21 protein-coding genes, 1 tRNA gene and 3 pseudogenes are annotated in these 25236 nt (G+C 36.1%); 15 read left to right on the forward strand and 10 right to left on the reverse strand.

Going from position 1 to position 25236, the window contains the following annotated elements; translation table 11 throughout:
* Positions 1 to 6 precede the first annotated feature (6 nt).
* Positions 7 to 93 (forward strand): annotated as a pseudogene (locus ACQKNI_RS05065) (GNAT family N-acetyltransferase); the annotation flags it as partial.
* Positions 94 to 239: 146 nt separating this feature from the next.
* Positions 240 to 650 carry a DUF3908 family protein gene (locus tag ACQKNI_RS05070; RefSeq protein WP_088231390.1) on the forward strand — a complete coding sequence of 137 codons (411 nt, stop codon included), beginning with the start codon at positions 240 to 242 and terminating at the stop codon, positions 648 to 650.
* A 31-nt stretch (positions 651 to 681) separates the two neighbouring features.
* Here ACQKNI_RS05070 and ACQKNI_RS05075 read toward each other — a convergent pair whose 3' ends face one another.
* The 6 genes from ACQKNI_RS05075 to odhA all read right to left on the reverse strand — a co-directional run bounded on the left by ACQKNI_RS05075 (position 682) and on the right by odhA (position 11170).
* On the reverse strand, positions 682 to 1272 hold the full coding sequence (locus ACQKNI_RS05075; protein ID WP_088231389.1) for a class I SAM-dependent methyltransferase: 591 nt from the start codon (positions 1270 to 1272) through the stop codon (positions 682 to 684).
* 92 nt (positions 1273 to 1364) lie between these two features.
* Positions 1365 to 2906 (reverse strand): SagB family peptide dehydrogenase, encoded by a 1542-nt coding sequence (locus ACQKNI_RS05080; protein WP_427282239.1) that lies wholly within the window; start codon positions 2904 to 2906, stop codon positions 1365 to 1367.
* 16 nt (positions 2907 to 2922) lie between these two features.
* The gene (locus ACQKNI_RS05085) at positions 2923 to 4872 is read right to left on the reverse strand and encodes a TOMM precursor leader peptide-binding protein (protein ID WP_427282240.1); all 1950 of its coding nucleotides are present in this window, start codon (positions 4870 to 4872) and stop codon (positions 2923 to 2925) included.
* Positions 4869 to 6788 carry a putative thiazole-containing bacteriocin maturation protein gene (locus tag ACQKNI_RS05090; protein WP_098945931.1) on the reverse strand — a complete coding sequence of 640 codons (1920 nt, stop codon included), beginning with the start codon at positions 6786 to 6788 and terminating at the stop codon, positions 4869 to 4871. Before ACQKNI_RS05090 ends, ACQKNI_RS05085 begins: the two co-directional genes overlap by 4 nt.
* A gap of 124 nt (positions 6789 to 6912) precedes the next feature.
* The gene (gene odhB, locus ACQKNI_RS05095; RefSeq protein ID WP_088231385.1) at positions 6913 to 8172 is read right to left on the reverse strand and encodes a 2-oxoglutarate dehydrogenase complex dihydrolipoyllysine-residue succinyltransferase; all 1260 of its coding nucleotides are present in this window, start codon (positions 8170 to 8172) and stop codon (positions 6913 to 6915) included.
* Positions 8173 to 8302: 130 nt separating this feature from the next.
* On the reverse strand, positions 8303 to 11170 hold the full coding sequence (gene odhA / locus ACQKNI_RS05100; protein ID WP_098252423.1) for a 2-oxoglutarate dehydrogenase E1 component: 2868 nt from the start codon (positions 11168 to 11170) through the stop codon (positions 8303 to 8305).
* 717 nt (positions 11171 to 11887) lie between these two features.
* Here odhA and ACQKNI_RS05105 point away from each other — a divergent pair.
* The 5 genes and pseudogenes from ACQKNI_RS05105 to ACQKNI_RS05125 form a co-directional block, all read left to right on the forward strand.
* Positions 11888 to 11956: pseudogene (locus ACQKNI_RS05105) on the forward strand (permease); the annotation flags it as partial.
* A gap of 28 nt (positions 11957 to 11984) precedes the next feature.
* Positions 11985 to 12167 carry a DUF3976 domain-containing protein gene (locus ACQKNI_RS05110; protein ID WP_001178300.1) on the forward strand — a complete coding sequence of 61 codons (183 nt, stop codon included), beginning with the start codon at positions 11985 to 11987 and terminating at the stop codon, positions 12165 to 12167.
* A gap of 133 nt (positions 12168 to 12300) precedes the next feature.
* Positions 12301 to 12663, forward strand: a complete 363-nt coding sequence (locus ACQKNI_RS05115; RefSeq protein WP_088231383.1) for a hypothetical protein — start codon at positions 12301 to 12303, stop codon at positions 12661 to 12663.
* A 16-nt stretch (positions 12664 to 12679) separates the two neighbouring features.
* On the forward strand, positions 12680 to 12949 hold the full coding sequence (locus tag ACQKNI_RS05120) for a hypothetical protein (RefSeq protein WP_427282241.1): 270 nt from the start codon (positions 12680 to 12682) through the stop codon (positions 12947 to 12949).
* Between the two features lie 81 nt (positions 12950 to 13030).
* Positions 13031 to 13289, forward strand: a pseudogene (locus ACQKNI_RS05125) (hypothetical protein); the annotation flags it as partial.
* Between the two features lie 261 nt (positions 13290 to 13550).
* Here ACQKNI_RS05125 and ACQKNI_RS05130 read toward each other — a convergent pair.
* Together ACQKNI_RS05130 and ACQKNI_RS05135 are read right to left on the reverse strand one after the other, a co-directional pair.
* Positions 13551 to 14165, reverse strand: coding sequence for a hypothetical protein (locus ACQKNI_RS05130; RefSeq protein ID WP_427282242.1), 615 nt, complete (start codon positions 14163 to 14165; stop codon positions 13551 to 13553).
* 243 nt (positions 14166 to 14408) lie between these two features.
* A tRNA-Val gene (locus ACQKNI_RS05135) sits at positions 14409 to 14481 on the reverse strand.
* A 697-nt stretch (positions 14482 to 15178) separates the two neighbouring features.
* Between ACQKNI_RS05135 and ACQKNI_RS05140 the strand changes: the two genes are divergently transcribed.
* The 6 genes from ACQKNI_RS05140 to ACQKNI_RS05165 all read left to right on the forward strand — a co-directional run bounded on the left by ACQKNI_RS05140 (position 15179) and on the right by ACQKNI_RS05165 (position 20127).
* A complete protein-coding gene (locus ACQKNI_RS05140; RefSeq protein ID WP_071679315.1) occupies positions 15179 to 15406 on the forward strand; it encodes a hypothetical protein in 228 nt (75 codons plus the stop codon).
* A gap of 153 nt (positions 15407 to 15559) precedes the next feature.
* A complete protein-coding gene (locus tag ACQKNI_RS05145; protein WP_088231378.1) occupies positions 15560 to 16846 on the forward strand; it encodes a D-alanyl-D-alanine carboxypeptidase family protein in 1287 nt (428 codons plus the stop codon).
* 193 nt (positions 16847 to 17039) lie between these two features.
* Positions 17040 to 17609 carry a signal peptidase I SipW gene (sipW, locus tag ACQKNI_RS05150; protein ID WP_088231377.1) on the forward strand — a complete coding sequence of 190 codons (570 nt, stop codon included), beginning with the start codon at positions 17040 to 17042 and terminating at the stop codon, positions 17607 to 17609.
* Positions 17610 to 17671: 62 nt separating this feature from the next.
* Positions 17672 to 18259: a CalY family protein gene (locus tag ACQKNI_RS05155; RefSeq protein WP_088231376.1), complete on the forward strand. Its 588-nt coding sequence runs from the start codon at positions 17672 to 17674 to the stop codon at positions 18257 to 18259.
* Between the two features lie 120 nt (positions 18260 to 18379).
* Entirely contained in the window at positions 18380 to 19171 is a 792-nt protein-coding gene (locus tag ACQKNI_RS05160; protein ID WP_427282243.1) for a DUF4047 domain-containing protein, read from the forward strand.
* Positions 19172 to 19527: 356 nt separating this feature from the next.
* Positions 19528 to 20127: a CalY family protein gene (locus ACQKNI_RS05165; protein ID WP_427282244.1), complete on the forward strand. Its 600-nt coding sequence runs from the start codon at positions 19528 to 19530 to the stop codon at positions 20125 to 20127.
* Between the two features lie 78 nt (positions 20128 to 20205).
* On the opposite strand, the gene ACQKNI_RS05170 is transcribed toward ACQKNI_RS05165, so the two are convergent.
* Together ACQKNI_RS05170 and ACQKNI_RS05175 are read right to left on the reverse strand one after the other, a co-directional pair.
* Positions 20206 to 20529 carry a helix-turn-helix domain-containing protein gene (locus ACQKNI_RS05170; RefSeq protein ID WP_088231373.1) on the reverse strand — a complete coding sequence of 108 codons (324 nt, stop codon included), beginning with the start codon at positions 20527 to 20529 and terminating at the stop codon, positions 20206 to 20208.
* Positions 20530 to 20619: 90 nt separating this feature from the next.
* Positions 20620 to 20754 carry an anti-repressor SinI family protein gene (locus ACQKNI_RS05175; RefSeq protein WP_000276217.1) on the reverse strand — a complete coding sequence of 45 codons (135 nt, stop codon included), beginning with the start codon at positions 20752 to 20754 and terminating at the stop codon, positions 20620 to 20622.
* Positions 20755 to 21098: 344 nt separating this feature from the next.
* Here ACQKNI_RS05175 and inhA1 point away from each other — a divergent pair, with 344 nt between their 5' ends.
* Together inhA1 and ACQKNI_RS05185 are read left to right on the forward strand one after the other, a co-directional pair.
* A complete protein-coding gene (gene inhA1, locus ACQKNI_RS05180) occupies positions 21099 to 23486 on the forward strand; it encodes a M6 family metalloprotease immune inhibitor InhA1 (protein WP_098945933.1) in 2388 nt (795 codons plus the stop codon).
* Between the two features lie 273 nt (positions 23487 to 23759).
* Positions 23760 to 25127, forward strand: coding sequence for an aldehyde dehydrogenase (locus ACQKNI_RS05185; RefSeq protein ID WP_088231371.1), 1368 nt, complete (start codon positions 23760 to 23762; stop codon positions 25125 to 25127).
* Positions 25128 to 25236: the final 109 nt, after the last annotated feature.

The raw sequence follows: 25236 nt of genomic DNA on the forward strand, positions 1-25236 counted from the left end.
TTTTTTGTGCAAAGGGAGGTAAACATCGAATTTGATTAGAAAAAACAGTTAATCGATGATGAAGAATGTCTCTTTCAAACGTTTAAAATATAATGAAATGGATTCTACTTGTATATTAATTTGAAACTTCACTTTATTTCGAATGTATCGTTCACCCTTGAAAACATAGTACGTATCGCTTATATTTTCATATAGTATTTATTTTAAAAGAAAGCAATGAACGAACCAGGGGGCACAGTATGGCAATTAACATAAAAACAATCGAAGAATGGATTGCTGAATCAAACGCAAGACAGGAAGAAGACTTTGGACGTGTTGTTGAAGAGATGAAAGAAGTTTGCGTCGGACTTGATAATGCGACATTAATTTATGCGAAAAATGTATTTTGTTTCGGCAAAAAAGTAGAAGTATTGTTCTTCTTCCAAGACCATGTCGTAATTGGACAAGAAACAGATGAATATGTTGAAATTGAGAAATTAAAGTATGATGACATTACAAATAGTAATTTAAAAACAAACGACAAAAATACAACGTTAGCATTAAAGTTTGCTAATGGTAAATCTATTGATTTAGATAGCTTAAATGATAACTACGGTACGAAAAACTGGTTATTTGCGAGACAAATTAAGAGTATTTTTAAGTTAATCTAGTAAAAAGAGCAGACCTTTTAAGGTCTGCTTTTTATTTACTTCCTATTACACAAAGGCATCCTTTTTCTTCATAACATTGTACCCTTGTAAATCCAGTCTTATAAAAAAGGTTTACTAACTCTTCATTCGTTTTAAAATTCTCCATATGATATTGAATTTTAAAAGTTTCAGCTACTAATAAAAAAGATCCATTCGGTTGTAAGACGCGAAATACTTCTTTTATATCTTGTTCAACATCAGGCCAAAAGTAATGAGTTTGAAAAGCGGTAATGAGATCGAAGAAGTTTGTATTGTAAGGAATAGAGGAGACACTTGCCTGATGAATGATTACTTTTCCTTTTTTTACGTCCTGTATATTGGCTTTCTTTGAGTTTTCAACAGCTTGATTTGAATAATCAATTCCATATATTTTCCCAAGTGGAATCCGTTTTGAAAGAGTATGTATTGTCTTACCGCCCCCACAACCAATATCTAAAGTAATCGCATCTTTACGTATATGTATTTTTTGTAATCCCCAATGTGTTAATCTCGTATGTGCAGCGTTCATAATACAAAGCATGGAAGAACCAATTGTCCCGCGAGGATTTTTCGCTTGCTGAATTAACCGTTGTAAAATGCTCAAGTTAAACTCTCCTTTTATATAAGAATATATATTTATTTCGCTTTTTATAAATTAAGTCCTTTAGAAAAAGCACGCCATCAATCGGCGTGCTTCTAATTATGCAAAGCTCCTTTTAACCAATTCCGCGCCCGATACGCCCCAACAGGAATTTGAATGAGAGACGTTTCATTTCCAGCATCAATCCCGTACAGTTGATCACATGAATTTGTATCAAAGCTTAGTAACGGATGCCCACCCATCCCCATAGCGGTTGCAGTGAAAACGAGTTTATGGACGAGTATACCAGCTTCCATTTGGTGAATACGGTATCCTCTATAGCCTAGTGCATTTGTATAGTAATCTTTCTTTCCGACTACATGTAAGCAAAGTGGTACTTGAAAAAGGTTCACGTTATCCATCGTCATACTAGATTGAAGGGGATAACGAAGATCTCCGTATCGAAGTGGCTGTATGGAATGGGTTTTACTGTTATAAGTGTAAGCACCGTTTTCTATATCTTTTACGTTATAAAAACATCCATATAATGAGACTCGCGCATTTTTATTTAAAGAATTGCCATCAACGTCGTTGTAATAAGGAAAAGAGAGACTCGCTTCTTGTAGTAAAGTAGCGAGCTCGGCTGCATCCCATTTCGTTAAAGTAAAGTCAGCATCAGGGGAATATCGTTTTTTGCAAAGGTGTAAGAAATCATACGATAACCGTTCTACTTTTGGTAGCTGTATGGCGTGAGCACTATGTTGATAGTATTCTTCATGAGCGAATGCTTGGAAGTGTTCTGTCGATTCGATCATAGAAGCCGCGTTTATTTTTGTTATCATCGGATATTTATTCACATGCTTTGAGCGAACGAAATGTTCATGTGCTAACGGCGGAATTTGCTGTAGTAATTCATGAGAAGTAACAGTTTTATTTTCACGATGATCGTCATGAAACCAAGCTATATTTGGTTCTGTACTTAAAGGAATAACTGCATACACACTTTCTTCGTCTTCAGACAGTCCGAGTAAATGATTCATTGCCCGGTCTAGAAATTGAAAATATACGCCATTCGTGTAACCGAATTGTTTTGCGCATTCAAGCAATTGACCGATGAGAACACCACTATCTAATCCTTGCAGACGATAAGAAAAGTTATTGTATTTAAAGAAGTTTTTCCAAAACATAGTGGATACAAATGCAGCACCAAAACAAGAATGTATATTGCAACGATTGCCGAGTGCGTCTGTAAGGTATGAATCGAAATTTCCTTCGCGAAGTAAGATAAGTCGATGATGAGCGGCATCGTAATGGTAAATGCCGTCTGGATAATCGTCAATCTTTAAGTATATATACAATTCATTCGGATATAAAGCGCCGCCTGAAGGGATAGATCTTCGGAATACATTCCTCTCGCTGTTTAGCTGGCATAATTGTGTTAAACCAAATGAGTGCCAAAGATAATGACCAATCTTATCCAAAGTAGGTGCAGTAGAAGAGCTCGGCAAAGACAACGGAATTTCTAAAGAGAGAGGGATGACAGGTAAATTTCGATATAATTTATAAGGAAGCGGCGCGTCTTGCCAATCGACTTCATGATTCGGCATAATTTCATCGATAGAGAAATGGAGATGATGTAAAAAAGTATCCAGATGCATGAAATCCCCTCCTCTATTATGGAAACGGATGCGGATGTGGATTTAATTGTTCATTTGTTAACGGCTCAGCTCTATATCCAAGTGTCACCGGTACGGTATACACTCGATCTAATCCTGTAACACGAGTAAGGTGATGCCCGAACGTCATCGGTAACATGCCTGGAATTATTACTTTTACACAATGTAATCCATTTTTCTCTATAAGCGGTACCGTTTGATTTACAACGATCACCTCAAGTCCAGATTGATGTATTCGATTTAAAAGTTGATGAAGATCGGACGTTAAATCCATATGAAATGATTGTAATGCATTCATCTCTTGGAACGTCTGCAATGGCGCATCTTCACGTAAAAGAAAGTGAAGGCGTTCTTCCGCTTCTTTCAATCCGTAAAGCATACTATGGTCTTCCATTTTAGTAACGAGATAAGGATCTTGTAAGCAGTTTTCGTAGTGCTCCCTTTTTTGCTCGAGTTCATCGTCTGTTATTAGTAACATGCCTGCTATTTCGTGAATGGCACTCTTTAGAGCACGGATTGGATCTAAATGAGAGCCTCCTGCACAAACAACGTTCATCCCATTTTCACGAGTATTTTTCGCAATTACCCATAAGCTCGGGATGCCGTGTTCCATCGTCGCGTTAAAAGCATGTAGTTCATATCCAGTAATCGTGTGTAACCGCTGGATCATTAATTGTAGTTCTGTATCATTTGCTGAACTAAGATCAAGGCGGGGAAGAGGTAATTCAGCATACCAAGTGAGCAGGAAGGCGTCACGCTCTACAATTTCTAAAATGCCGTGAAAAATAGCTTCTTCTAAACTACCACCAATTGCACATCCATTCGATGTTTCATACACGAAAGCATCTCGATGACCGAGGCTATAATAAGCAATGGATTCAGGAACTAAAAGTGGCCTGTTTTGTAATAAAGAATAGCCCCATACCCAGTTTTGCTCATAATCAGGATCGAATGGTTTAAACGGGAAACTATCACGATTATAGTGTTCATTTGTATGTACACCGAGGGTGAGAGGATTCAGTGCATAACCTTCTAAATCATGAAAACTACTATGCACATTTGTCTTTTTCCCGCGGGGCGACATACCGCAATATCGTTCTAATCCTTCTAAAATCGCAGTTGCTTCACTTATTGCAAATGAATGAGTTCGACCTGCAACACCTTCATTTCCAAATATTAAAGGCATGTTTATAATAACGTCAGCAAAGGGTAATAAAGAATGTTGCATTTTTCCGTTCAATATACCAACCCGGTAATCTAAATAATCTCTCGTTAAAAATGTGTTTAGCTCATGAATGGAACGGCAGCGATACGTTTCAGTACTTGTTTTTAAGCTCGGTTGTAAAGAAATCTCTGCTGCATCCGCCGTATCATTAGGTAAATCACTACATACAGGGCAGAGAGGATCAGGAAGAAAAGAATGCCGCGTACATTGCAATGTTTGTAAGTTTAGTAAAATGAGTTCATTTTCTAAAGAAGAATGTCCGTTAGCTAATATATTCTCCGTTTCAGCATGAATGAGCTGGCACATTTGTAGAATACCGTTTTGGGTGGCACGTACATCACGTCTCGTCACGTTCGCTGCTTTTAGCGCATATTTTTGCTGTAATTCCCACATTTCTTTTTGATCAAATCCAGCGATAAAGCGTCGTCCATCGGCACAATGGGTACATCCAGTTGCAGGAGGATGAATGTAAGGACCGATAATACCCTCACCAAATGAAGTAAATGCACGTAGCCACGGAATGTGGTTGGAACGAAAAATCAACTCAGCATCATGATGAATAGTAGAAGGGGAGCCGTCATGTAATATGAGAGCGAGTTGAATATTTTCAGGAAGTTCTTCTGTGATAGTATGTTGGCGAATGATAGCGTATTGTTTGCATAATTGATCATGTACGTAGTCTGCAAGTAGGCCATCTCCTATAAGCAATATATTTTGAGTCATAGACTATCCTCCTTTGCAATTAATACCCCGTACACACCATCTAAATTTTCTTTCAAAAATGATTCAATTGCTAAATCAAATACGAATGGATAAAAATTATGTTCCGATAAATGCTGTAAGGCAAGCTGTAAAGATTGCACACTTGGAATGTCTTCTTCTGCTTGTATTTCCACTCTAAAAGGGTCCGTTTCATATAAAATAATAGATGAGTCAGGCAAAATATTAGCTCTGTAAGGAGTCTTTTCATTTTGAATATGGAGAAGTGATAGTTGTAGTGCATTTCGTAATGCTAACGTCATATTAATATTCGATGCACCATACCATCTCTCATTTACACCGACCCAAACGACAGGAAAACTGAGAATCTCGTCACTCATTGCTATTTTAGGTGTTTCGTGGATTGTAGAAAGGGCATCGTAATAAAACTTACAATGCTTATCATGAATTTCCGCTACGTTGATTGTTGTAATCTCTTCTAGCATATGTGACTGCCGTTCATACAGTTTATTGTTTACATGTTGTTGTAGAGCCCGGTATACACCTTCTGTCATCGTTTCCCCAGCGCCGATACCGATATCGTTATGTTCAGGAATAAGGCGATGAATGATTTCTGCTATATATGTTTCAATTCCTGTTAAACCAGCTTCTCGGCGCGCTTCATTATGGGTCAATCCTCCACAAGTCATAAGAGGGAGGAGGGTAGCCGGGCCATTTGATAGTGGCGTAGCTATTTGAATATTGCATTGTGATAACGGTAATTGATATAAATCTTGTTCATCCCACACATGGAATATACCAGCTTCTTTAGAAGTTAACGAGTCGAAAAAACGAAATAAATTAGTTGAAGCATGTTGGTTGGACCGATGCTCAAGTTTTTCGGAAAGATTTTCTATCGTATCGATTGTAAAACTTTCATCAGTAGCAAGAGGGTGTTTTATAAAAGGATGCCATGTTCCTTCGAGTGTTTCATAGTTTAATAAAAAGAATTGTGGTTCCTTTTCTCGGTAAGAATCATTCGCGACGTGTTTAAATAACTCAAAAACGATTATATTTGCTAACATTGCATATGGAATAGAAGAGAAGGAATCTGGTGAATGTTCATTTTGCAAAGTCGTTTCATGTAGCCGATGCCATGCTGATTCCCAGCACTCTTCATGATTTGCCGTTACGACAGGGCCGGCCAAACCGAAATTTGCTAAACAAATGGCTGGTATGAAGTTTTTTCCTAGTTCCTTGCAAATAGTGTGAACGGCTCTTAAACCTTCAATATCTCCATCTTGAGAAACGTACAAAATCCAGTCGAAAGGTTCGAATACTTCATGCAGGGGACGATCAATTGTCGTATCTATTTCTTGAATCAGTACACAATCATCAACTTCATATGCACGTTCTATTAGCTCATGAATTCTGTCATAATTTGTTTCAGCACGATCTGTAACGAGGTAATGAAATGTAGGTAAACCAGATTCAAGTAAAGAAGAAACTAAGGAAGTAAGCATATATCCGGAACCAACTATAAGGACATTTGCTGCGCGGTACGTTTCGAATTTTAAAGCACCTGAATGAGAATCAGCTTCTAGAAATTCAATTTGCGAAGCGTATCTATCAAGTAATGCACTGTTTAATTCATGAGGCGCATCTTGACTTACATCACGAACGAAACCATTTTCATATAAAATCTCTCCGATTTCAAATACACGATTTTGATAAGGGAGAGGGAGTCCGTCTGTTATTTCATCTAAAGAATAATGCCCGTTAAACATCGGCATTAATTTTTCAATCCAGTTATAAATTCCATCACCGTCCATGCGAAATGAACTGGCGTTATTTCGAAAATAGACACCCCCGCTTGAGTCAGGGAGAAAGAAAGTATCCTTATTTACTTTAAGTTTTGCATGAGTTGGAAGGTTACTCATTTTAATCCTCCTTACGTTTTAGGCATACATTATTAACGTATGTCATGTGATTTGTCCAGTATGAACGCAATAAAAAAGGCTGTAGAATGATTCATTCTACAGCCTTGAATAGACTTTTAGTCTATCAACCTTCTAATAATAATGATTTTGGATCTTCAAGCATATCTTTAACAGCAACAAGGAAGCTAACCGCTTCTTTACCATCAACAATACGGTGATCGTAAGATAAAGCAAGGTACATCATTGGGCGGTTTTCCATACGCTCATTATCGATTGCAACTGGGCGTACTTGGATTTTATGCATTCCTAAAATACCTACTTGTGGGCTATTTAGGATTGGTGTTGACATTAGAGAACCGAACACACCACCGTTTGTAATTGTAAATGTACCACCTTGTAGTTCTTTTAATGAAAGTTTGTTATCGCGTGCTTTCATACCTAAATTACGAATTTCGCTTTCGATTTCAGCGAAGTTTAATTGGTTAGCATCGCGTACAACTGGAACAACTAATCCATCTGGAGCTGCTACTGCAATACCGATATCATAGAATTTTTTAATGATAAGCTCGTCACCTTGAATTTCAGCATTTAATAATGGGAATTGTTTTAATGCTGCAACAACTGCTTTTGTGAAGAATGACATGAAACCAAGACGTACATCATGTTTTTTCTCGAAAGCATCTTTGCGCTCTTTACGTAATTCCATGATCGCACTCATATCAACTTCGTTAAATGTTGTTAACATTGCAGATGTTTGTTGAACTTCTACAAGACGTTTTGCAATTGTTTGACGGCGGCGGGACATTTTCACGCGCTCAACTGGTTTTTCGAATTCAGTTTTTGCAACTGGAGCAGGAGCTGGACTTTTTGGAGCAGCTGGTGCTTCTTTTGGTGCTGCAGCATGAGCTTGTACATCGTGTGGTCTCACACGTCCAAGTGGATCTGTGCTACGTACGTCGTTTAAGTCGATTCCTAATTCACGAGCCATTTTTCTAGCAGCTGGTGATGCGATAGGACGGTTTGTATTTGGTAAACCTTGTAGAGTTGCAGTTTGTTCAGCACTTGGAGCTGCTGCTTTCGGTGCTTCAGCTGTTTCTTGTTTTGGTTGCTCAGCAGGTGCTGCAGGTGTACTTACTGCAACTGGTGCTCCGTTTGCATCTAAAATTGCGATAGTTGCGCCAACTTCAACTGTATCCCCAGGTTCGCCTAGTAATTTCGATACAATACCTGAATCTTCTGCAATGATTTCTACATTGACTTTATCAGTTTCAAGCTCAACAACGCTGCCACCTTTCTCAACTTTGTCGCCTACGTTGATAAGCCATTGTGAGATAGTTCCTTCTGTAATAGATTCTGCAAGCTCAGGTACTTTAATTTCGATCATTTTAAATGTCCTCCCCTTATTTGCCTAACGGTGTGTTTTTTCTTCTTTTGTCTTCGGTAATCTCCATTTGTTAGCCTGACCCTGGGCAGATATTCTGCCCAAGGCAAGCTAGAAACCTTCATTCTTACTTTTAGTTGCTGTAAACTTCAATTTCTTGTTTATCTTGACGGAAGTTATACTTCACATCTAAAGCATGTGCAACAATTAGTTCTTGCTCAGCTTTATGAGCGAATGGATCGCCACCAGATGGGCTAGAACGGTCTGGGCGTCCAATGTAACCTGTTTTCACTGTATCTCCAGCTAGTTCGAACAGAATTGGAGCCATGTAATGCCAAGCGCCCATATTACGAGGTTCTTCTTGAACCCAAATGATTTCTTCTAAGTTTTTAAAGCGTTTAATAATAGATTGAACTTTCTCAGCAGGGAATGGGTACAATTGTTCAATACGAACAACATGAACTTCATCTAAGTTGTATTCATGTTTACCAGACTCGATTTCTGCTGCTAAGTCAATCGCCATTTTACCTGTACTTAAAACAAGACGTTTTACTTTGTTTGGTTTCATGCCAAGGTTTTCTTGTTCTAAAGCAGGTTGGAAACGTCCTTCGCTTAACTGACTAGCAGTTGAAAGCGTAAGTGGGTGACGTAATAAACTCTTCGGCGTCATAAGTACTAATGGTCGAACAGCTTCTGTTCCTAAGATAGATGCTTGACGACGTAAGATATGGAAGTACTGTGCCGCGCTCGTTAAGTTTGCAACTGTCCAGTTGTTCTCAGCAGCTAACTGTAAGAAACGCTCTGGACGTGCGCTAGAGTGCTCTGGTCCTTGACCTTCATAACCGTGTGGTAATAGAAGAACTAAACCAGATTTTTGACCCCATTTTGCTCTTCCAGCTGAAACATATTGATCAAATAATGCTTGCGCAGTATTTGAGAAGTCACCGTACTGTGCTTCCCACATAACAAGCGTTTCTGGAGCGAATACGTTATAACCGTACTCGTAACCAACAACAGCAGCTTCTGATAACGGACTGTTATGAACAGAGAATGAAGCGTTAATGTTTGGTAAGCGATGTAATGGTGAATATGTTTCATTTGTATCCGTATCATGTAATACGATATGACGGTGCGCGAATGTACCACGCTGTGAATCTTGACCAGTTAAACGAATTGGCGTACCTTCTTGTAAAATAGAAGCGAATGCTAATGACTCAGCAAGTGCCCATTCAATTTTACCGTTCTCTTCTAGAGCATCTTTACGGCGCTCTAGAATTTTCTTCACCTTCGGATATACGTTAAATCCTTCTGGCCAAGATAATAAACCTTCATTAATTGCACGAAGTGAATCAAGCTCAACACCAGTATCGATTGGCTGAATGCCTTTTGCAACAACATCTGGTACTTTAACGTGAATCGTTGCATCGCTCGTATCAGCTGGTGGTACTTGTGCATAGTCAGATTTTAATTGTTCTTGTATAAACTGTGTAATCGTTTCAACCTCATCTGCATTTAGAACACCAGCAGCTTGTAATTGATCTGCATAAATTGCTCTTACAGTAGGATGGTTTTTAATTTTTTTGTATACTTGTGGTTGCGTAACTGCTGGGTCATCCATTTCGTTATGACCGTAGCGGCGATAACCAATTAAATCGATCAAGAAGTCTTTTTTGAACAACATGCGATATTGGATCGCAAGGTTAGCAGCAGCAAGACAAGCTTCTGGATCATCAGCGTTCACGTGAACAATCGGAATATCGAAACCTTTTGCAAGGTCACTTGAATATTTCGTAGAACGAGAATCATAGCTATCAGTCGTAAAACCAACTGCATTGTTTGCGATAACATGAATTGTTCCGCCCGTTTGATACGCGTTCAATCTGCTTAAGTTCAACGTTTCAGATACAATACCTTGACCAGGGAATGCAGCATCACCATGAACTAAAATTACGAATGACTTTGAAGTATCTTGTTCTGGAAGACCAGATTTTTTACGGTTTTCTTGAGCTGCACGTGCGAAACCTTCTACTACAGGATTCACGAACTCAAGATGACTTGGGTTATTTGCTAATGTAACGCGAGTACTAACTTCTTCTTTACTAACGACTTGTTCTCTACCTAAATGGTATTTCACGTCGCCAGTCCAGCCAGAATTTGCTACTGCGCCTTCTATTTTTGCATGTTTGAACTCAGCAAACATGTGACTATATGGTTTTTCTAATACGTGTGCAAGTACGCTTAGACGACCGCGGTGAGCCATACCAATCATGACATCTTCTACGCCGCTCTTAGCACCTTCTAGAACAATCTCATCTAGAACAGGTACAAGCATATCAACGCCCTCGATAGAGAAACGCTTTTGCCCAACGAATGTTTTATGCAAGAATTGCTCGAAACCTTCAACCGCTGTTAAACGTTTTAAAAGAGCAGTTCGTTTTTTATTTGATAGTGGTTGACGCAATGAATTTGATTCCACCATTTGATGCAACCACGCGCGTTCTTCACTATCTTGTATATGAGAAAATTCATAAGCTAAAGATTTTGTATAAACGTCTTTTAATCTATGAATTACATCAAGTGCAGTGTGAATACCTTCTGGTGCATCTTGCCATACTGTTTTTGCTGGAATCGCTTTCAAATCAGCATCGCTAAGTTCGTTCATTGCTTTCTCAAGAAGAGATTGTCCATTTGCAGCATCTTCCATCGGGTTGATGTGAGCCAACGTATGCCCGAAAGAACGAATCTGCTCAACAAGTTGAACGACTTTAAGAATTTTTTCAATGTTCCCTGTGTTTTGAGGAGAAAAATGTGTTGCTGTGTTGTCCCCTGTTACGACATCATCTTGAAACGAAGGAGCTCCAAAAATTTCAAAAAGCTCTTGTAATTCCGGATCAACAGAACCTGCTCCAGTTACGTAAAGATCATACTGCTCAATAACATAACCAAGGTTCGGACCGTGGAACTTGGCCCAAGGGTTTGTCGTTGTATTCTTCCTCGTCATTTGTTTAAACCTCCCAATGCATATAATCCTTTTCCATACAAAGGTGCATTTTGCTCTTTTTCAATAATTGATTAACTAATAAATAATGTAATTGTTTTCTTTACTCTTATGTTATTACAATAATTTACATAATACCAAACACTATTACTTATCTGTTTTGTAAAAAAACATTCACAATAACTTATCACCCAAGTTAATCTTTCATGTTATAAAGTAATTTTACAGAAAAATGGGGTGGATATATTTGGTATACCTATACTAATAACTATAATTGTTGCATTTAAATATAGGTATAATAGTTAGAATGTTTCGATAAAATGTAGTTCGAATTATGTATATTGAAATAATAAGCGCTTTCATTGATATTATACAACAATATAACGGAATATAGTATAAAAAATAAAAAATTATGAATTTATCGTAAACTTTATTTCGATAGTATTAAATATCGAAAGGAAAACGAAGGATTTCTACAAAAAAAGTGGTTAAACATAAAAAATGCTCCATAACCCGTTAGTTTCTATCAATATGCCGAAAAACAACGTAAAACCAATAACGCATTTTATGAAATAAAGAGGAGAATGGAATACTTTAAAAGGATAAAACAAATATGGAGATATTAAATTTTCACAAAAGTGGGGAGGGGATATAGTAACGGATATATACATTGTTCCATGTTTCGTTTCAAAATAGACATGCTGAAAATGAAAAGTTTCTTCTATATTTATGGCACTCACAATGAGTACCGTCTTTATCTCATTTGTTGTTTTGGCAAAAAGATATTAAGATGGAAGAGAGAAAGGAAGATTAACATATGCAAATGATGTATGCTTTTGGCATTGGGCTTGTATTATTTTTAGCCGTATTCTTATTTATTCGTAAAGACGTTCAAGGCGGGACGTTAACGAAAAGAGGATTTTATAAAATGATTGGCTGTTTAGTTGTTATGTTTATAGCGATTATCGTAATGATCGTTTTAATAAATCAGTCACTGTAACATTGAAAAATGGAACCTTACTTATGTAAGGTTTTTCTTTTTGAAAACAAAACAAAAATTACCATAAAAACAATTTACTATCTATATCCTATATTATATAATCCAATAAAATGATAGATAAGGAGAATAGTATATGAATAAAAAAGCTATCTTCTTTATAGGAATAAGTCTACTACTTATAGCTAGTATCACTTATATAATATGTAACAAACGAGAACAAGTACCACCTATATTAGTATGGAACGAACAAGAATACTACGTTACGGATGAACCTGCCGAAGCAGAAGAAGTCGGGCAAAAACTTGGCGAGGTAACAAAGAAAATTGAAACGAGCAAACAGCCTACTAAAGACAGTGAATCCAACATATTACAAGAAAAAACAGAAGTATTTGAAATGATTGTAGAAGAAGAGGATGAAAGACCACCCCTAATCGTAAAAGAACCTAATAGTGAAGAATATAGAGTAGCAAGGCCGATGCTAAAGCAAGTATTATAATGAAAAGGAGACTTATATGCAGGCAGTAATTTCATATCCGTGGTCGTTAAGGGAAATATTTGTCTTTTTCCTGTGCTTTATCATTCCTCCTATCGGTGCTATTTACATTTTGATGAATAGAGAGGCGCTGCAAAAGAGAGACTTCATTTTATATTTAGTATTTGCTGCTATTAATATATCGCTTTGGTTATCATTGATGATTTTTGATCGGAGTATGTGGATGGTAGCGGGGCATTATGTGCTTGGCGGAATTGTTATTGTTGTTTCGAATATGAATAAGAGATAACCCAGCAATCTTAAAGTTGCTGGGTTTTATTTTGCTATTTATAATGAAGAAATAAATTTTTAATAGAGAGTAGTGAGCGGTATGAGATGGAAAGAGGGAACTTTTGAAAAAATAGAAACAAATGAATTATCTATTGAGCAGCTTATAAACACATTTAAGAAACAAAACTTAAATGGTGGAGCAGTAATAAGCTGTTTTAAAGTGCATAACGAAAATTTTTTCAAAGAAATACCACATGGAGAAGATGGACACGAGCACTTTTTCAGAAGAATCTTCAACTCTTTAGATATAATACATAATACATACGTCAGAAAAATATAAGTTTCATTTTAAAGAGCATTTCCATTAGTTTCTCAGATAAATAAAAAAATATAGGATGAGTGATTTTTTTAATTAATTTATGGTATAACATGTGGGTTCAAGGAAGAAATATTGAATAGCAGAGGGGAGTATCTGTAATAAAGGTATATAAATGGCGTTTTTTCTTTTATTTATTTATTAAAGGGGACAATAGTTTTTAGATTGTTCATTTTATACTATATAGAGCTGGGAATTTCTGATATGAAGCGGGAGGTTACGCTTCATATCAGAATAGAGCTAATTATAATAAATGTTGATTCCCTAATAAATAGCAAATCGTATAGGCAAATTTAATATAATCCCTATCAATAGTATTATATAAGCAATTTCCTCCAAGCGTAATTGTTTCAAATGCTACATAAACCTTGTTATCAACAAAGTTAATTTGTTTAAAGCTTTCCTTAAAAGTTATAAGGATATTGCCAAATTCATACTCTTTTAAACTTTCATTGTAGTATTGATTGTCCATAAAGGTGATATTTAAGGCGTTCTCTATATTGTCCCAATCTTCATCGTAAAAAAATTCATCAATCTCTACCTTTACATCAGATATATTAAATTTAAACTTTTGTTGAATACTTTGGTTCTCTAGAATGTTATAAACTTTTTGAGCTAAATCATCATAGTAATTGTTAGCATCTAAAACAAAGTAATTTATTTGAGGAGTGTTCTCTTTTAGTGTTTTTTGAAATGTACGTTTATTTTCATAGCTCTCTGTAAGCATGGTCACACCTGTTTTAACACTATTTCCTACTATAGGGATGTCAGAAAGTCCCTCTAAACCTTTTTTAAAGGTGTTATTCCATTTAGATGTATTCTTTTTTAAGTCTTTATAAGTTTGATATGAGTATTCCATATTGTGAAAAATCCTCCTTTAGTGATATATTGAGGTATTCCATGAATGCGTATATTTCTCCTCTTTTATTGATAGTTTGGATTAATTTTGTGAAGAAATATCCATGACATATTTTTTAGAAAAAACATTTTGATTAGTTGTGTTGCTTCTGAAAGAATAGCTTCTGCAAAAAAAAGCTGTTTCATCCCAGTTAATCAACTGTTATACATAAGAAAACCTCTTGAAGATCAAGAGGTTTCAGTATGACCCCGGAGAGGCTCGAACTCACGACCTCCACCCTGTCAAGGTGGCGCTCTCCCTGCTGAGCTACGGGATCTTCAAAAATGATTATGTATTTGCACTTTTAATCACTATGTTAAAGCAATTATATATAATTAACTGAAAATTTACAATATTTTTTGTGTAGTAAGTTTTTAAAGATGGAGTGTAATAGAAAATAGGTTTTATTTCAGAGGGATATTAGTATGTATGTTTTTATATTTAATAAGTAGAAGATGCTGGAGTGCTATGATTTCCGATACCAATCCAAAGGCCCTTCATCACTCAAATCAACTAGAAAAGGGAATAAGAAGTGTAGAGGTAAGCTTATAAACTCTGGCATAGCGTTCAATGTTTTCTTTGATAAATATTGTCTTCCAAAACAATATGGACAATCTTTTCAAATGTTACGAGTATTGACCATACTTCTTTTACTTTTCACTTCGTTTTACAATACGTACAGATAGCCATGGAGTTCCTCCTCATTTTAAGTTGTTTTCTAATATATTCCATCTTGTTGTGCTAAAGTCAAGTATATTTGGTGTGATAAAATGTAAGTTGTTTTGTTTTATATGGATCTATTTGGTGATTTATGGCCGATTGTATGCCGTATGACAGTTATGTAGGATAAGAGATTTCCACTTTCAATATCCAAATTGGCCAATATATCCTTTTTACAATTTACTTAAAATCATGTATAACAGAGATACAAGATTATTTTATAAATATTCAGGAGTAGAGGGAGAAAAGTTGTAATGGTGAGAAAAACGTTCAAGATGCGTGTGTCTAGAAATAGAACGATTTCGATTAATGGTTCGATTCTTGATGTGGATGTTACACATGATGAGTTTTTGCAAGAGTTTGTTGAGTGGGTGGATTCTAAAGGTTGGTCGTTTATGGGGATGACGGATGAGATTACGCTTGAGGAAGCTAGTCAAAATTTAATAGATTCGTTGATTGATGAGAAGGATAAGAAAGAGTAATTCCTTCTTATTTTTATTGTATATTTATGTCCTTTATCGTAAAAGTATGATATAGTAAAAAATAGTGAATATTCTTCCAATTTAATACAAATTACATAAAGATTGGTGGATTCATATTTTTGTTAGGGGAGTAAATTGAAAAGGGAGAGTCATATGGTAAATTTTAAGAAGATTTTGGCTTTTATTACAGTTATTTGTTTATTTTTTTTGACACCTATGACATTATACGCTGAGACGAATATTGGAGTGAATCCAGAACAAGTGGCACCACCACCTGCGGAAGGGCCAAATGTTTTTAGTCAGTTTGCAGCTACGATTGATGCGAAAACGGGAGATATGTTGTATGACAAAAACGCACGTCATCGTGCATTTCCTGCTAGTATGACGAAAGTGTTAACAGCGATTTTACTTATGGAGCATACGAAGCCTGAGGATCAATTTACGTTTTCACAATTAGCATTAGATCAGGAGAAGAGTAATTATCAAATTGAGTTTCAACCTGGTGAGACGATTGACCGCAATACGGCGCTGATGATTTTAATGGTGCTGAGTGCGAATGATGTGTCATATGCGATTGCGGAGCGTATTGGCGGGAGTGTTGAGAATTTCGCTAATATGATGAATGAAAAAGCGAAGCAATTAGGGGCTACAGATAGTCATTTTGTAACACCAAATGGTTTGCATGATCCAAATCATTATACGACGCCATATGATATGGCTATGATTACGAGAGGTGTGCAACAGTATCCTGAAATTTTGCAAGCGATGAATACGAAAAGAACAAGCGTTACGACATCTAGGCAGACGGTTTCTATTTTTAATAAATCTACTTATTTTGAAAATCCATATAGTATTGGTGGTAAGACGGGTTTTACGAATGAAGCACGTAATACACTCGTTTTATTAAATGAGAGAGATGGAAATCGTATTATAAATGTAGTAATGGCTTCTCAAAGACCTGAAATTTATGAAGATTTAAAGCAGATGGCAGAATATTCTTTCGGGCAATTTGTGAAGCAAACGGTGCTAGATAAACAGAGTTGGCATCAAAAGACAACGTATTTAAATAAGGATATTGATAGCGAACTTGAAAAAAGTGCAGAGCTTATGCTTAAGAAAGATGAAGGGAAAAATGTGAGAACTATTTTCCGGGCAGCTTCATTAGACAAAGATTCTTTGTATCATAAGGGGATCCATCGTGGTGAGGTAGTTGGTGCAGTTGATATTACGAAAAATAATCAAACAATTGCGACGATAAATGTTCTTTCAAAGGAAGATGTTACTTTTGCGATGCCTCAAAAAGATACAGTTGCGCCGGAAGCAAAGGAATCAAATGTGAAAGTGATAAGTGTTGGGATAGGCGCGATTGTATTATTTGGAGCGATTTTATATGTTGTGTTGCGCCGAAATAGGCAAGGGATAAAATTAGAAGAAAAGTAAAAAAGTATGAGGACTGTGAAGAGATTTCGTCACAGTCTTTTTTTTATGATTAAAAAGAGAGTTAACTAATAATTGTAAATTTTCTTATTGCAATTATATAAAGTTCATTATATCATTTACTTGTGTTCTTGTTAAAGAACGAAAGGTGTTACATATTTTAAATAATATAAAACAACGGAGAGGAAGAGAGACGATGAAATTCGTTTGGAAGATTATTAGCAACGTTATCTCATTTGTTTTATTTGCATTGATGGTTTTTTTAGCTTTTATAGTTATTTCGTCAAAGGCGAGTGGTGGGGATCCGACAGTGATGGGATATCAATTTAAATCCGTGCTATCAGGCTCGATGGAACCAACATTTTTAACAGGGTCAATCATCGCGATAGAGCCAACGAAAGATGGTTCTAAATATCAAAAAGGTGATGTGATTACCTTTAAAGAGAAAGATGGAAAAATTATCACTCACCGTATTATCGGTGTGAAAGATACAAATGGAAAAGTAATGTATGAAACAAAAGGGGATAACAACAACGGGCCAGATTTAGAGCCAGTGCTTGCGGAGAATGTAATTGGAAAATATGCGGATATTACAGTTCCTTATGTAGGGTATGCATTAAATTATGCTAGTTCAAAGGCTGGGGCTGCATTGCTTCTTATTATTCCAGGAGTCTTTTTACTAGGCTATTCTGCGATTTCTATTTTTAGTGCAATTCGTAGCATCGACGGAGAAAAGAAAGAGAAAAAAGTAGAACAATCCGTCTAGTGTGTTTGGTTATACTTTCCGTTTAGGAAGTTGACAAATATATAAATTAAGGGGATATGGACATGACTTTAAAGAAAAAATTAGGAATGGGTATCGCATCAGCAGTACTAGGAGCAGCGTTAGTTGGTGGAGGAACATTTGCATTTTTCAGCGATAAAGAAGTGTCAAACAATACATTTGCGGCTGGTACGCTTGATTTATCATTAAATCCATCAACAGTTGTTAATGTATCAAATTTAAAACCTGGGGATACAATCAAAAGAGATTTTAAACTAGAAAATAAAGGTTCTTTAGATATTAAAAAAGTTTTACTAAAAACGGATTATAGTGTAGTAGATGCAAAAGGCGACAATAAAGAAGATTTTGGTAAACATATTAAAGTAACATTCTTAAAAAATGTAGATAAGCATGAAACAATTGTAAAAGAAACAACACTAGATAAGTTGAAGGGTGACACGCTTACAGCGGTTGATAATGATTTAGCAGCTTGGTTCTGGGATGAAAAAGGTATTTCTGCAGGTAAATCTGATAACTTTACAGTAAAATTCGAGTTTGTTGATAATAAAAAAGATCAAAATGAATTCCAAGGCGATAAATTAAAATTGGATTGGACGTTTGATGCACAACAAACAGCAGGTGAAGAAAGATAATAATAAAAAAGGGCTATCAAATGGATAGTCCTTTTTCTATTTTTCTAGTATATAGCTATCATTTCGTAACGTTCTTTATTATAATAAAGATAATGTTCTGTATAAAGAACGTAACGTTCGATGGGAGAGATTAAGATGCTGAAAAGACCGCGTAATTTAAAAAAGATGCTTATATTGCCGTGTATGTGCTCTATTACGTTTTATTTAGGATCTCAAATCATGACGCATACGGAAGCGGCGTTCATTCATGAAACGAAAGTAGAAGCGACCCTTTCTACAGCAATAATATTTCCGAAAACAGTAAATACGTTTAAAGAACAGGCTGAGCAACATAAACAGTTTATTGAACATGAGTATGGGGCGATGAAGGAGAAATTAGCAGTGACTTCTATTGAAGAAATAGAACAGGCAATTACTGTATGGCAACAAGGACGTGAGAAAATTGTTTCTGAGAAGGAAGCACTGCAAAATGTATATACTGAAATAGAAGCTCCTTACAATCAAATACAGGAAGAATTAAAAGTGAATAAAGATGAGTCGACTCAGCAAGTAGCTTTATATGTGAATGAAGGCTTTCATAGTATAAAAGATAAGCGCGATTATATTGAAAAGGAAATTAGTTTGCAAGCTATTGATGAACAAATTCAGGCTCTGCACCAACAATTAAATGATGCGATAGAAGCAGAGAAGCAAGCAGAAGAACAGAAGCAAGCAGAAGAACAGAAACAAGCAGAAGAGCAGAAGAAAGCAGAAGAGCAGAAAAAAGCAGAAGAACAGAAACAAGCAGAAGAGCAGAAAAAAGCAGAAGAGCAAAAACAAGCAGAGGAACAGAAACACGTAGAAGAGCAGAAACAAGTAGAAACAGCTAAAAAGCCTGAGCAAGGAACCAATGAAAAGATTACTATCAACTAATCAAGAGAAACAATTGAAGGATAGGGTTGTGGTGTCAGAGAACGCATTAGAACAACTTGGTGATCGTCATGAAAAAGAATAATATATATAGGAGTGTGAGGGAGTATTTGCCCTCGCACTTATTGTTTATGCGTAAATGTAAACGGAAAAGTCAGAATAATATTGAGAAATAAAAATAACTGAAAATACTAATAAATATTTGTTGTATTTACATAGGTTCGTTCGTTATAATGAACATAAGGTTTTTAAAAAAGAACATATATTAGCTCAGCTAGTATAGTTTTTAGTTACACCTCTTATTTAAAAATAAGAGATAGAAATGTAAAAATACAAAAAACAGCTAGGGGGAATTGATTGTGAGTCTAAAGAAAAAGTTAGGTATGGGAGTTGCATCAGCGGCATTGGGGCTATCTTTAATTGGTGGAGGAACATTTGCATTCTTTAGCGATAAAGAAGTATCGAACAATACATTTGCGGCTGGGACATTAGATCTTTCGTTAAATCCTCAAAAAATTCTAGATGTAGATAACTTAAAACCAGGTGATTCAGTATTACGTGAGTTTAAGTTGACTAATAATGGTACATTAAATATTAAAGAAGTTAAATTGTTAACAGATTATAAAATTACTGATGCAAAAGGTGACAATAATGGAGAAGATTTCGCTAAGCATATTAATGTGAAATTCTTCTGGAACTGGGATAAACAAGCTGAACCAGTATATGAAATAACGTTAGATAATTTGAAAAATCTTAAAGATGCACCAGATCTTGTAGCGAAAAATGTATTCTCACCTGAATGGGCAGAAGAAGGTGGTTTACGAGCTGGAGATGAAGATACTTTATGGGTGCAATTAGAATTCGTTGAAAACGATAAAGACCAAAACAAATTCCAAGGCGATTCATTGAACTTAGAATGGACATTCAACGCAAGCCAAACAGATGGCGAAGAAAGATAATAAATCAAAAAGCGGGTACCCCCCGCTTTTTTGTATAAAGAAAAAGAAGTGCCAGTTGTAAGCACTTCTTTCTATGTATTATTTGTGATCTTGCTTCCATTTTGTAAATTCAAGAAATTCGCGAAATTGTTCTTTGGAGACACCGGAGTTCATCGCATCTTTAACGAGCTGTGTCCATTCGGAGTCTAGGTTGGTTTCCTTTGTTGTTTCATCGTGAAGTAAAGTATCAATTGGAATTTGTAGAACTGCTGCGATTTTTTCAAGAAACTGAATGGAAGGGTTTTTTTGTAAATTTCGTTCTATAGAACTAATGTAAGATTTAGCAACACCAGCTTTTTCGGCAAGTTCAGTTAATGAAATACCTTTTTGTAAACGAAGGCGTTTTATACGTTCTCCAATCATATTTGCGCACCTTTCTATCAATATGTAGTCGTCTTAGGGTGTCATTATTATAACATTATTATAGCATAAACTTCGTTAAAAAGAACAAAGCTATTGAGCCTGACTTGATGGCTTCATACGTTGGAAAAAGTGTTCAATATCTTGCAGGGCGATACCAGCATCTAGAGCTTCAAGTATTAGATCAATCCACTCTTGGTCCAGTGCGTCTGTCTTATCTTTGTACAAGTGAAATACCTCCCTAATTATCGGTCATAATTGTTGCTACAGAATAAATGATAATGAATCGAATTTTGTATTTTATGTATCGGATTATCAAATATTGTGTAGATAAAACAAAGATAAACTCCCCATTAAACTCCCTCAATGGTAATTATTATAAATTGTTCGATAAATATTTTCAATATTTTCAGAAAATATTGTTGAATTGTGATATATTCGTATATTAACTATGAAATTTTTACAAATATATTAAAAAAATTACATAATATAACTAAATATTGAAAAAATATTGAATTTTTAATAAAATTCAATTTGTAATACATATTATTTATTAGGGGAGGAAATAAGGGATGAAAAAGAAACCATTTAAAGTGTTATCATCAATTGCTTTAACAGCTGTTTTAGGTATTTCATTCAGCGCTGGTACCCAATCAGCATATGCTGAAACGCCTGTGAATAAGACGGCTACGAGCCCAGTTGATGATCATTTAATTCCAGAGGAGCGTTTAGCAAATGCACTAAAGGAACGTGGGGTAATTGATTCGAAGGCTTCAGAGACAGAAACAAAGAAAGCCGTCGAAAAATACGTTGAGAACAAAAAGGGTGAAAATCCTGGGAAAGAAGTAATAAATGGGGACCCACTTACGAAAGATGCATCAGACTTTTTAAAGAAAGTGAAAGATGCGAAAGCAGATACGAAAGAGAAGTTAGACAAACCTGCAACAGGGACACCTGCAGCAACAGGCCCAGTTAGAGGCGGACTAGATGGTAAAGTACCAACTTCTCCAGCAAAGCAAAAAGCATATAACGGTGAAGTTCGTAAAGATAAAGTACTCGTTTTACTTGTAGAGTACGCTGATTTCAAACATAACAATATCGATAAAGAGCCTGGTTATATGTATTCTAACGATTTTAATCAAGAACACTATGAAAAAATGTTATTCGGTAACGAGCCATTCACATTAGATGATGGAAGTAAAATCGAAACGTTTAAACAATATTATGAAGAGCAATCTGGTGGTAGTTACACTGTAGATGGGACAGTTACAAAATGGTTAACAGTTCCTGGTAAAGCTGCTGATTACGGTGCAGATGCTGCTACAGGCCATGATAATAAAGGACCAAAAGGACCACGTGATCTAGTAAAAGATGCATTAAAAGCAGCTGTAGATAGCGGTCTTGATTTATCACAGTTTGATCAATTTGATCAATATGATGTAAATGGCGATGGAAATCAAAATCAACCCGATGGTTTAATTGACCACTTAATGATTATTCATGCGGGTGTTGGACAAGAAGCTGGCGGCGGTAAATTAGGTGATGACGCAATTTGGTCACATCGCTGGACTGTTGGACCAAAACCATTCCAAATTGAAGGTACACAAGCGAAAGTTCCATATTGGGGCGGAAAGATGGCAGCGTTCGACTACACAATTGAACCAGAAGATGGCGCGGTTGGTGTATTCGCACATGAATACGGTCATGATTTAGGTCTTCCAGATGAGTATGATACACAATATACCGGTAACGGTGAGCCAGTTGAAGCTTGGTCTATTATGAGTGGCGGAAGCTGGGCTGGTAAAATCGCAGGAACAACGCCAACGAGTTTATCACCACAAAATAAAGAATTTTTCCAAAAAACAATCGGTGGTAACTGGGCAAATATCGTAGAAGTAGATTACGAGAAATTAAATAAAGGTATCGGTCTAGCAACATATTTAGACCAGAGTGTTACGAAATCTAACCGACCAGGTTTGATTCGTGTAAACTTACCAGATAAAGATGTAAAAACAATTGCACCAGCATTTGGTAAACAATACTATTACAGTACAAAAGGTGACGATCTTCATACGAAGATGGAAACACCACTGTTTGATTTAACAAATGCAACGACTGCAAAATTTGATTTCAAATCATTATATGAAATTGAAGCAGAGTATGACTTCCTTGAAGTACACGCTGTAACAGAAGACGGTACACAAACGTTAATTGAAAGACTTGGTGAGAAAGCAAATAGTGGAAATGCAGCTACGACAAATGGAAAATGGATTGATAAATCATATGATTTAAGCCAATTCAAAGGTAAGAAAGTAAAATTAACATTTGATTACATTACTGATGGTGGTTTAGCGTTAAACGGATTCGCTCTTGATAATGCGTCATTAACAGTAGATGGTAAAGTTGCATTCTCTGATGATGCAGAAGGTGCACCACAATTCAAATTAGATGGTTTCGCTGTTTCTAACGGAACAGAGAAGAAAGAACATAATTACTATGTAGAGTGGAGAAACTATGCTGGTTCAGACAACGCATTGAAATTTGCTCGTGGTCCACAATATAACACTGGTATGGTTGTATGGTATGCGGATTCAGAGTATACAGATAACTGGGTTGGCGTACATCCAGGACACGGTTTCCTTGGTGTAGTTGATTCTCATCCAGAAGCTATTGTAGGAACTTTAAATGGTAAACCGACAGTTAAGAGTAGTACACGATTCCAAATCGCTGATGCGGCGTTCTCATTCGATAAAACGCCAGCTTGGAAAGTTGTATCTCCAACGCGTGGAACGTTTACGTATAATGGCTTAGCAGGTGTACCGAAGTTTGATGATTCTAAAAAGTATATTAATGAACAAATTCCAGATGCAGGACGTATTTTACCGAAGCTTGGTCTGAAGTTTGAAGTAGTAGGACAAGCTGATGATAATTCTGCAGGTGCTGTTCGTTTATACCGTTAATACTGCAAAACTACCGGAAGATTTTCTTTCGGTAGTTTTTTGTGAGCAATGAATTTTATTAAAAAGAAAAAATTATATATAATGTAACTTTACGAATAAAAAAGTTCTATATAAATAATGAAAGAATTGGATAAAGTGAAATTTTAATCAGGGGTTATCCCGATTGATTATTCGTTCGGCTCTCGTCTAACTTCCTTGCGTTCGCTGGAGTTTGAAGTGAGAGTCTTACTGCCCGTTAATAGCGGGATAAAACTAGTGGGAGAAGGTGAATGGATGAGCATTTCTTCTATTGTAAATAAACAAAAGAAATATTTTTATAATGGACATACAAGAAGTATAGAAACAAGAAAAATTAATTTGAAGAAGCTTTATGGTGGCATTCAGCGTTATGAAGATGAGATATTTCAAGCATTGAAATTAGATTTAAATAAGTCAGTTCACGAATCGTTTACAACAGAAATAGGATACGTATTAAAAGAAATTTCTTTTCAATTAAAACATATTTCATCGTGGAGTAAACCGAAGCGTGTTCGAACAGCACTTACTCATTTCGGATCAAAGGGGAAAGTAGTACCAGAACCGTACGGTGTGACACTGATTATTGCACCGTGGAACTATCCATTTCAATTAGCAATTGCACCACTTGTAGGAGCTCTGGCAGCTGGCAATACAGTTGTTTTAAAGCCATCAGAGTTAACGCCAAACGTTTCAAAAGTACTTGCGAGAATAGTAGAGGAATTATTCCCAGAAGAGCTTGTAGCAGTAGTAGAAGGTGGCGTTGAAGAGAGTACAGCTTTGCTGAAGGAACCATTTGATTATATTTTCTTTACAGGTAGTGTTGGCGTTGGGAAAGTTGTAATGGAAGCAGCAGCGAAACAGTTAACGCCGCTTACGTTAGAACTTGGCGGAAAAAGCCCATGTATTGTACATAAAGATGCAAAAGTAGATGTAACCGCAAGACGAATTGTTTGGGGCAAGTTTTTAAATGCTGGACAGACGTGTGTAGCGCCTGATTATATGTATGTTCATTCTTCCGTGAAAGAACAGTTAATTGAGGCACTGAGACATGAAATTACAGAGCAGTATGGAAAAGAGCCACTTAATAATGATAACTACGTACGAATTGTGAGCGAGCGTCATTTTGAACGATTATGTACATTTTTGAAAGATGGTAAAACTGAAATTGGCGGAAATTATAAAAAAGAAACATTACATATTGAACCAACAGTAGTAACAAATGTTACATGGCAAAGTACTGTTATGGAAGATGAAATTTTTGGACCGATCTTACCAATTATAGAATATGACAAAATAGAAGATGTCATTGACACAATTCAGCAACATCCGAAGCCGTTAGCTTTATATGTATTTTCTGAAGATAAAGAAGTACAAAAGAAAGTGACTAGTAATATTTCATATGGTGGAGGCTGTATTAATGATGTTGTCTATCATCTAGCAACGCCATATTTACCTTTTGGAGGCGTCGGAAGTAGTGGATTAGGTAGTTATCATGGTGAAGAAAGTTTTCGGACTTTTTCACATTATAAAAGCATTTTAGTCCAATCTACAGCATTCGACATGAAAATTCGTTACTCTTCTACAAAAAGTGCTTTAAAATTCATACGAAAGTTGTTAAAATGATGATGGTGTTTATCAGTAGGCGTAGCCGTATGATAATAGCCCCTTCGCAATGGAAGGGGTTTTTCTGTTCGACGTTATGTATCGTGCGAAAATGAATCAAACATACTAC

It is taken from the genome of Bacillus sp. NPDC094064 (assembly GCF_050279585.1).
Lineage (GTDB): Bacteria > Bacillota > Bacilli > Bacillales > Bacillaceae_G > Bacillus_A.

Excerpts from the sequence above, each read along its gene's own strand:
- ACQKNI_RS05140 (WP_071679315.1), top strand. The coding sequence starts at position 15,179 with ATGGTGAGAAAAACGTTCAAGATGCGTGTGTCTAGAAATAGAACGATT.
- ACQKNI_RS05090 (WP_098945931.1), bottom strand. The coding sequence starts at position 6,788 with ATGAGTAACCTTCCAACTCATGCAAAACTTAAAGTAAATAAGGATACT.
- ACQKNI_RS05130 (WP_427282242.1), bottom strand. The coding sequence starts at position 14,165 with ATGGAATACTCATATCAAACTTATAAAGACTTAAAAAAGAATACATCT.
- ACQKNI_RS05070 (WP_088231390.1), top strand. The coding sequence starts at position 240 with ATGGCAATTAACATAAAAACAATCGAAGAATGGATTGCTGAATCAAAC.
- ACQKNI_RS05115 (WP_088231383.1), top strand. The coding sequence starts at position 12,301 with ATGAATAAAAAAGCTATCTTCTTTATAGGAATAAGTCTACTACTTATA.
- ACQKNI_RS05145 (WP_088231378.1), top strand. The coding sequence starts at position 15,560 with ATGGTAAATTTTAAGAAGATTTTGGCTTTTATTACAGTTATTTGTTTA.
- ACQKNI_RS05120 (WP_427282241.1), top strand. The coding sequence starts at position 12,680 with ATGCAGGCAGTAATTTCATATCCGTGGTCGTTAAGGGAAATATTTGTC.
- ACQKNI_RS05080 (WP_427282239.1), bottom strand. The coding sequence starts at position 2,906 with ATGCATCTGGATACTTTTTTACATCATCTCCATTTCTCTATCGATGAA.
- odhB (WP_088231385.1), bottom strand. The coding sequence starts at position 8,172 with ATGATCGAAATTAAAGTACCTGAGCTTGCAGAATCTATTACAGAAGGA.
- ACQKNI_RS05170 (WP_088231373.1), bottom strand. The coding sequence starts at position 20,529 with ATGATTGGAGAACGTATAAAACGCCTTCGTTTACAAAAAGGTATTTCA.
- ACQKNI_RS05160 (WP_427282243.1), top strand. The coding sequence starts at position 18,380 with ATGGGAGAGATTAAGATGCTGAAAAGACCGCGTAATTTAAAAAAGATG.
- ACQKNI_RS05110 (WP_001178300.1), top strand. The coding sequence starts at position 11,985 with ATGCAAATGATGTATGCTTTTGGCATTGGGCTTGTATTATTTTTAGCC.
- ACQKNI_RS05155 (WP_088231376.1), top strand. The coding sequence starts at position 17,672 with ATGACTTTAAAGAAAAAATTAGGAATGGGTATCGCATCAGCAGTACTA.
- ACQKNI_RS05085 (WP_427282240.1), bottom strand. The coding sequence starts at position 4,872 with ATGACTCAAAATATATTGCTTATAGGAGATGGCCTACTTGCAGACTAC.
- odhA (WP_098252423.1), bottom strand. The coding sequence starts at position 11,170 with ATGACGAGGAAGAATACAACGACAAACCCTTGGGCCAAGTTCCACGGT.
- sipW (WP_088231377.1), top strand. The coding sequence starts at position 17,040 with ATGAAATTCGTTTGGAAGATTATTAGCAACGTTATCTCATTTGTTTTA.
- ACQKNI_RS05185 (WP_088231371.1), top strand. The coding sequence starts at position 23,760 with ATGAGCATTTCTTCTATTGTAAATAAACAAAAGAAATATTTTTATAAT.
- inhA1 (WP_098945933.1), top strand. The coding sequence starts at position 21,099 with ATGAAAAAGAAACCATTTAAAGTGTTATCATCAATTGCTTTAACAGCT.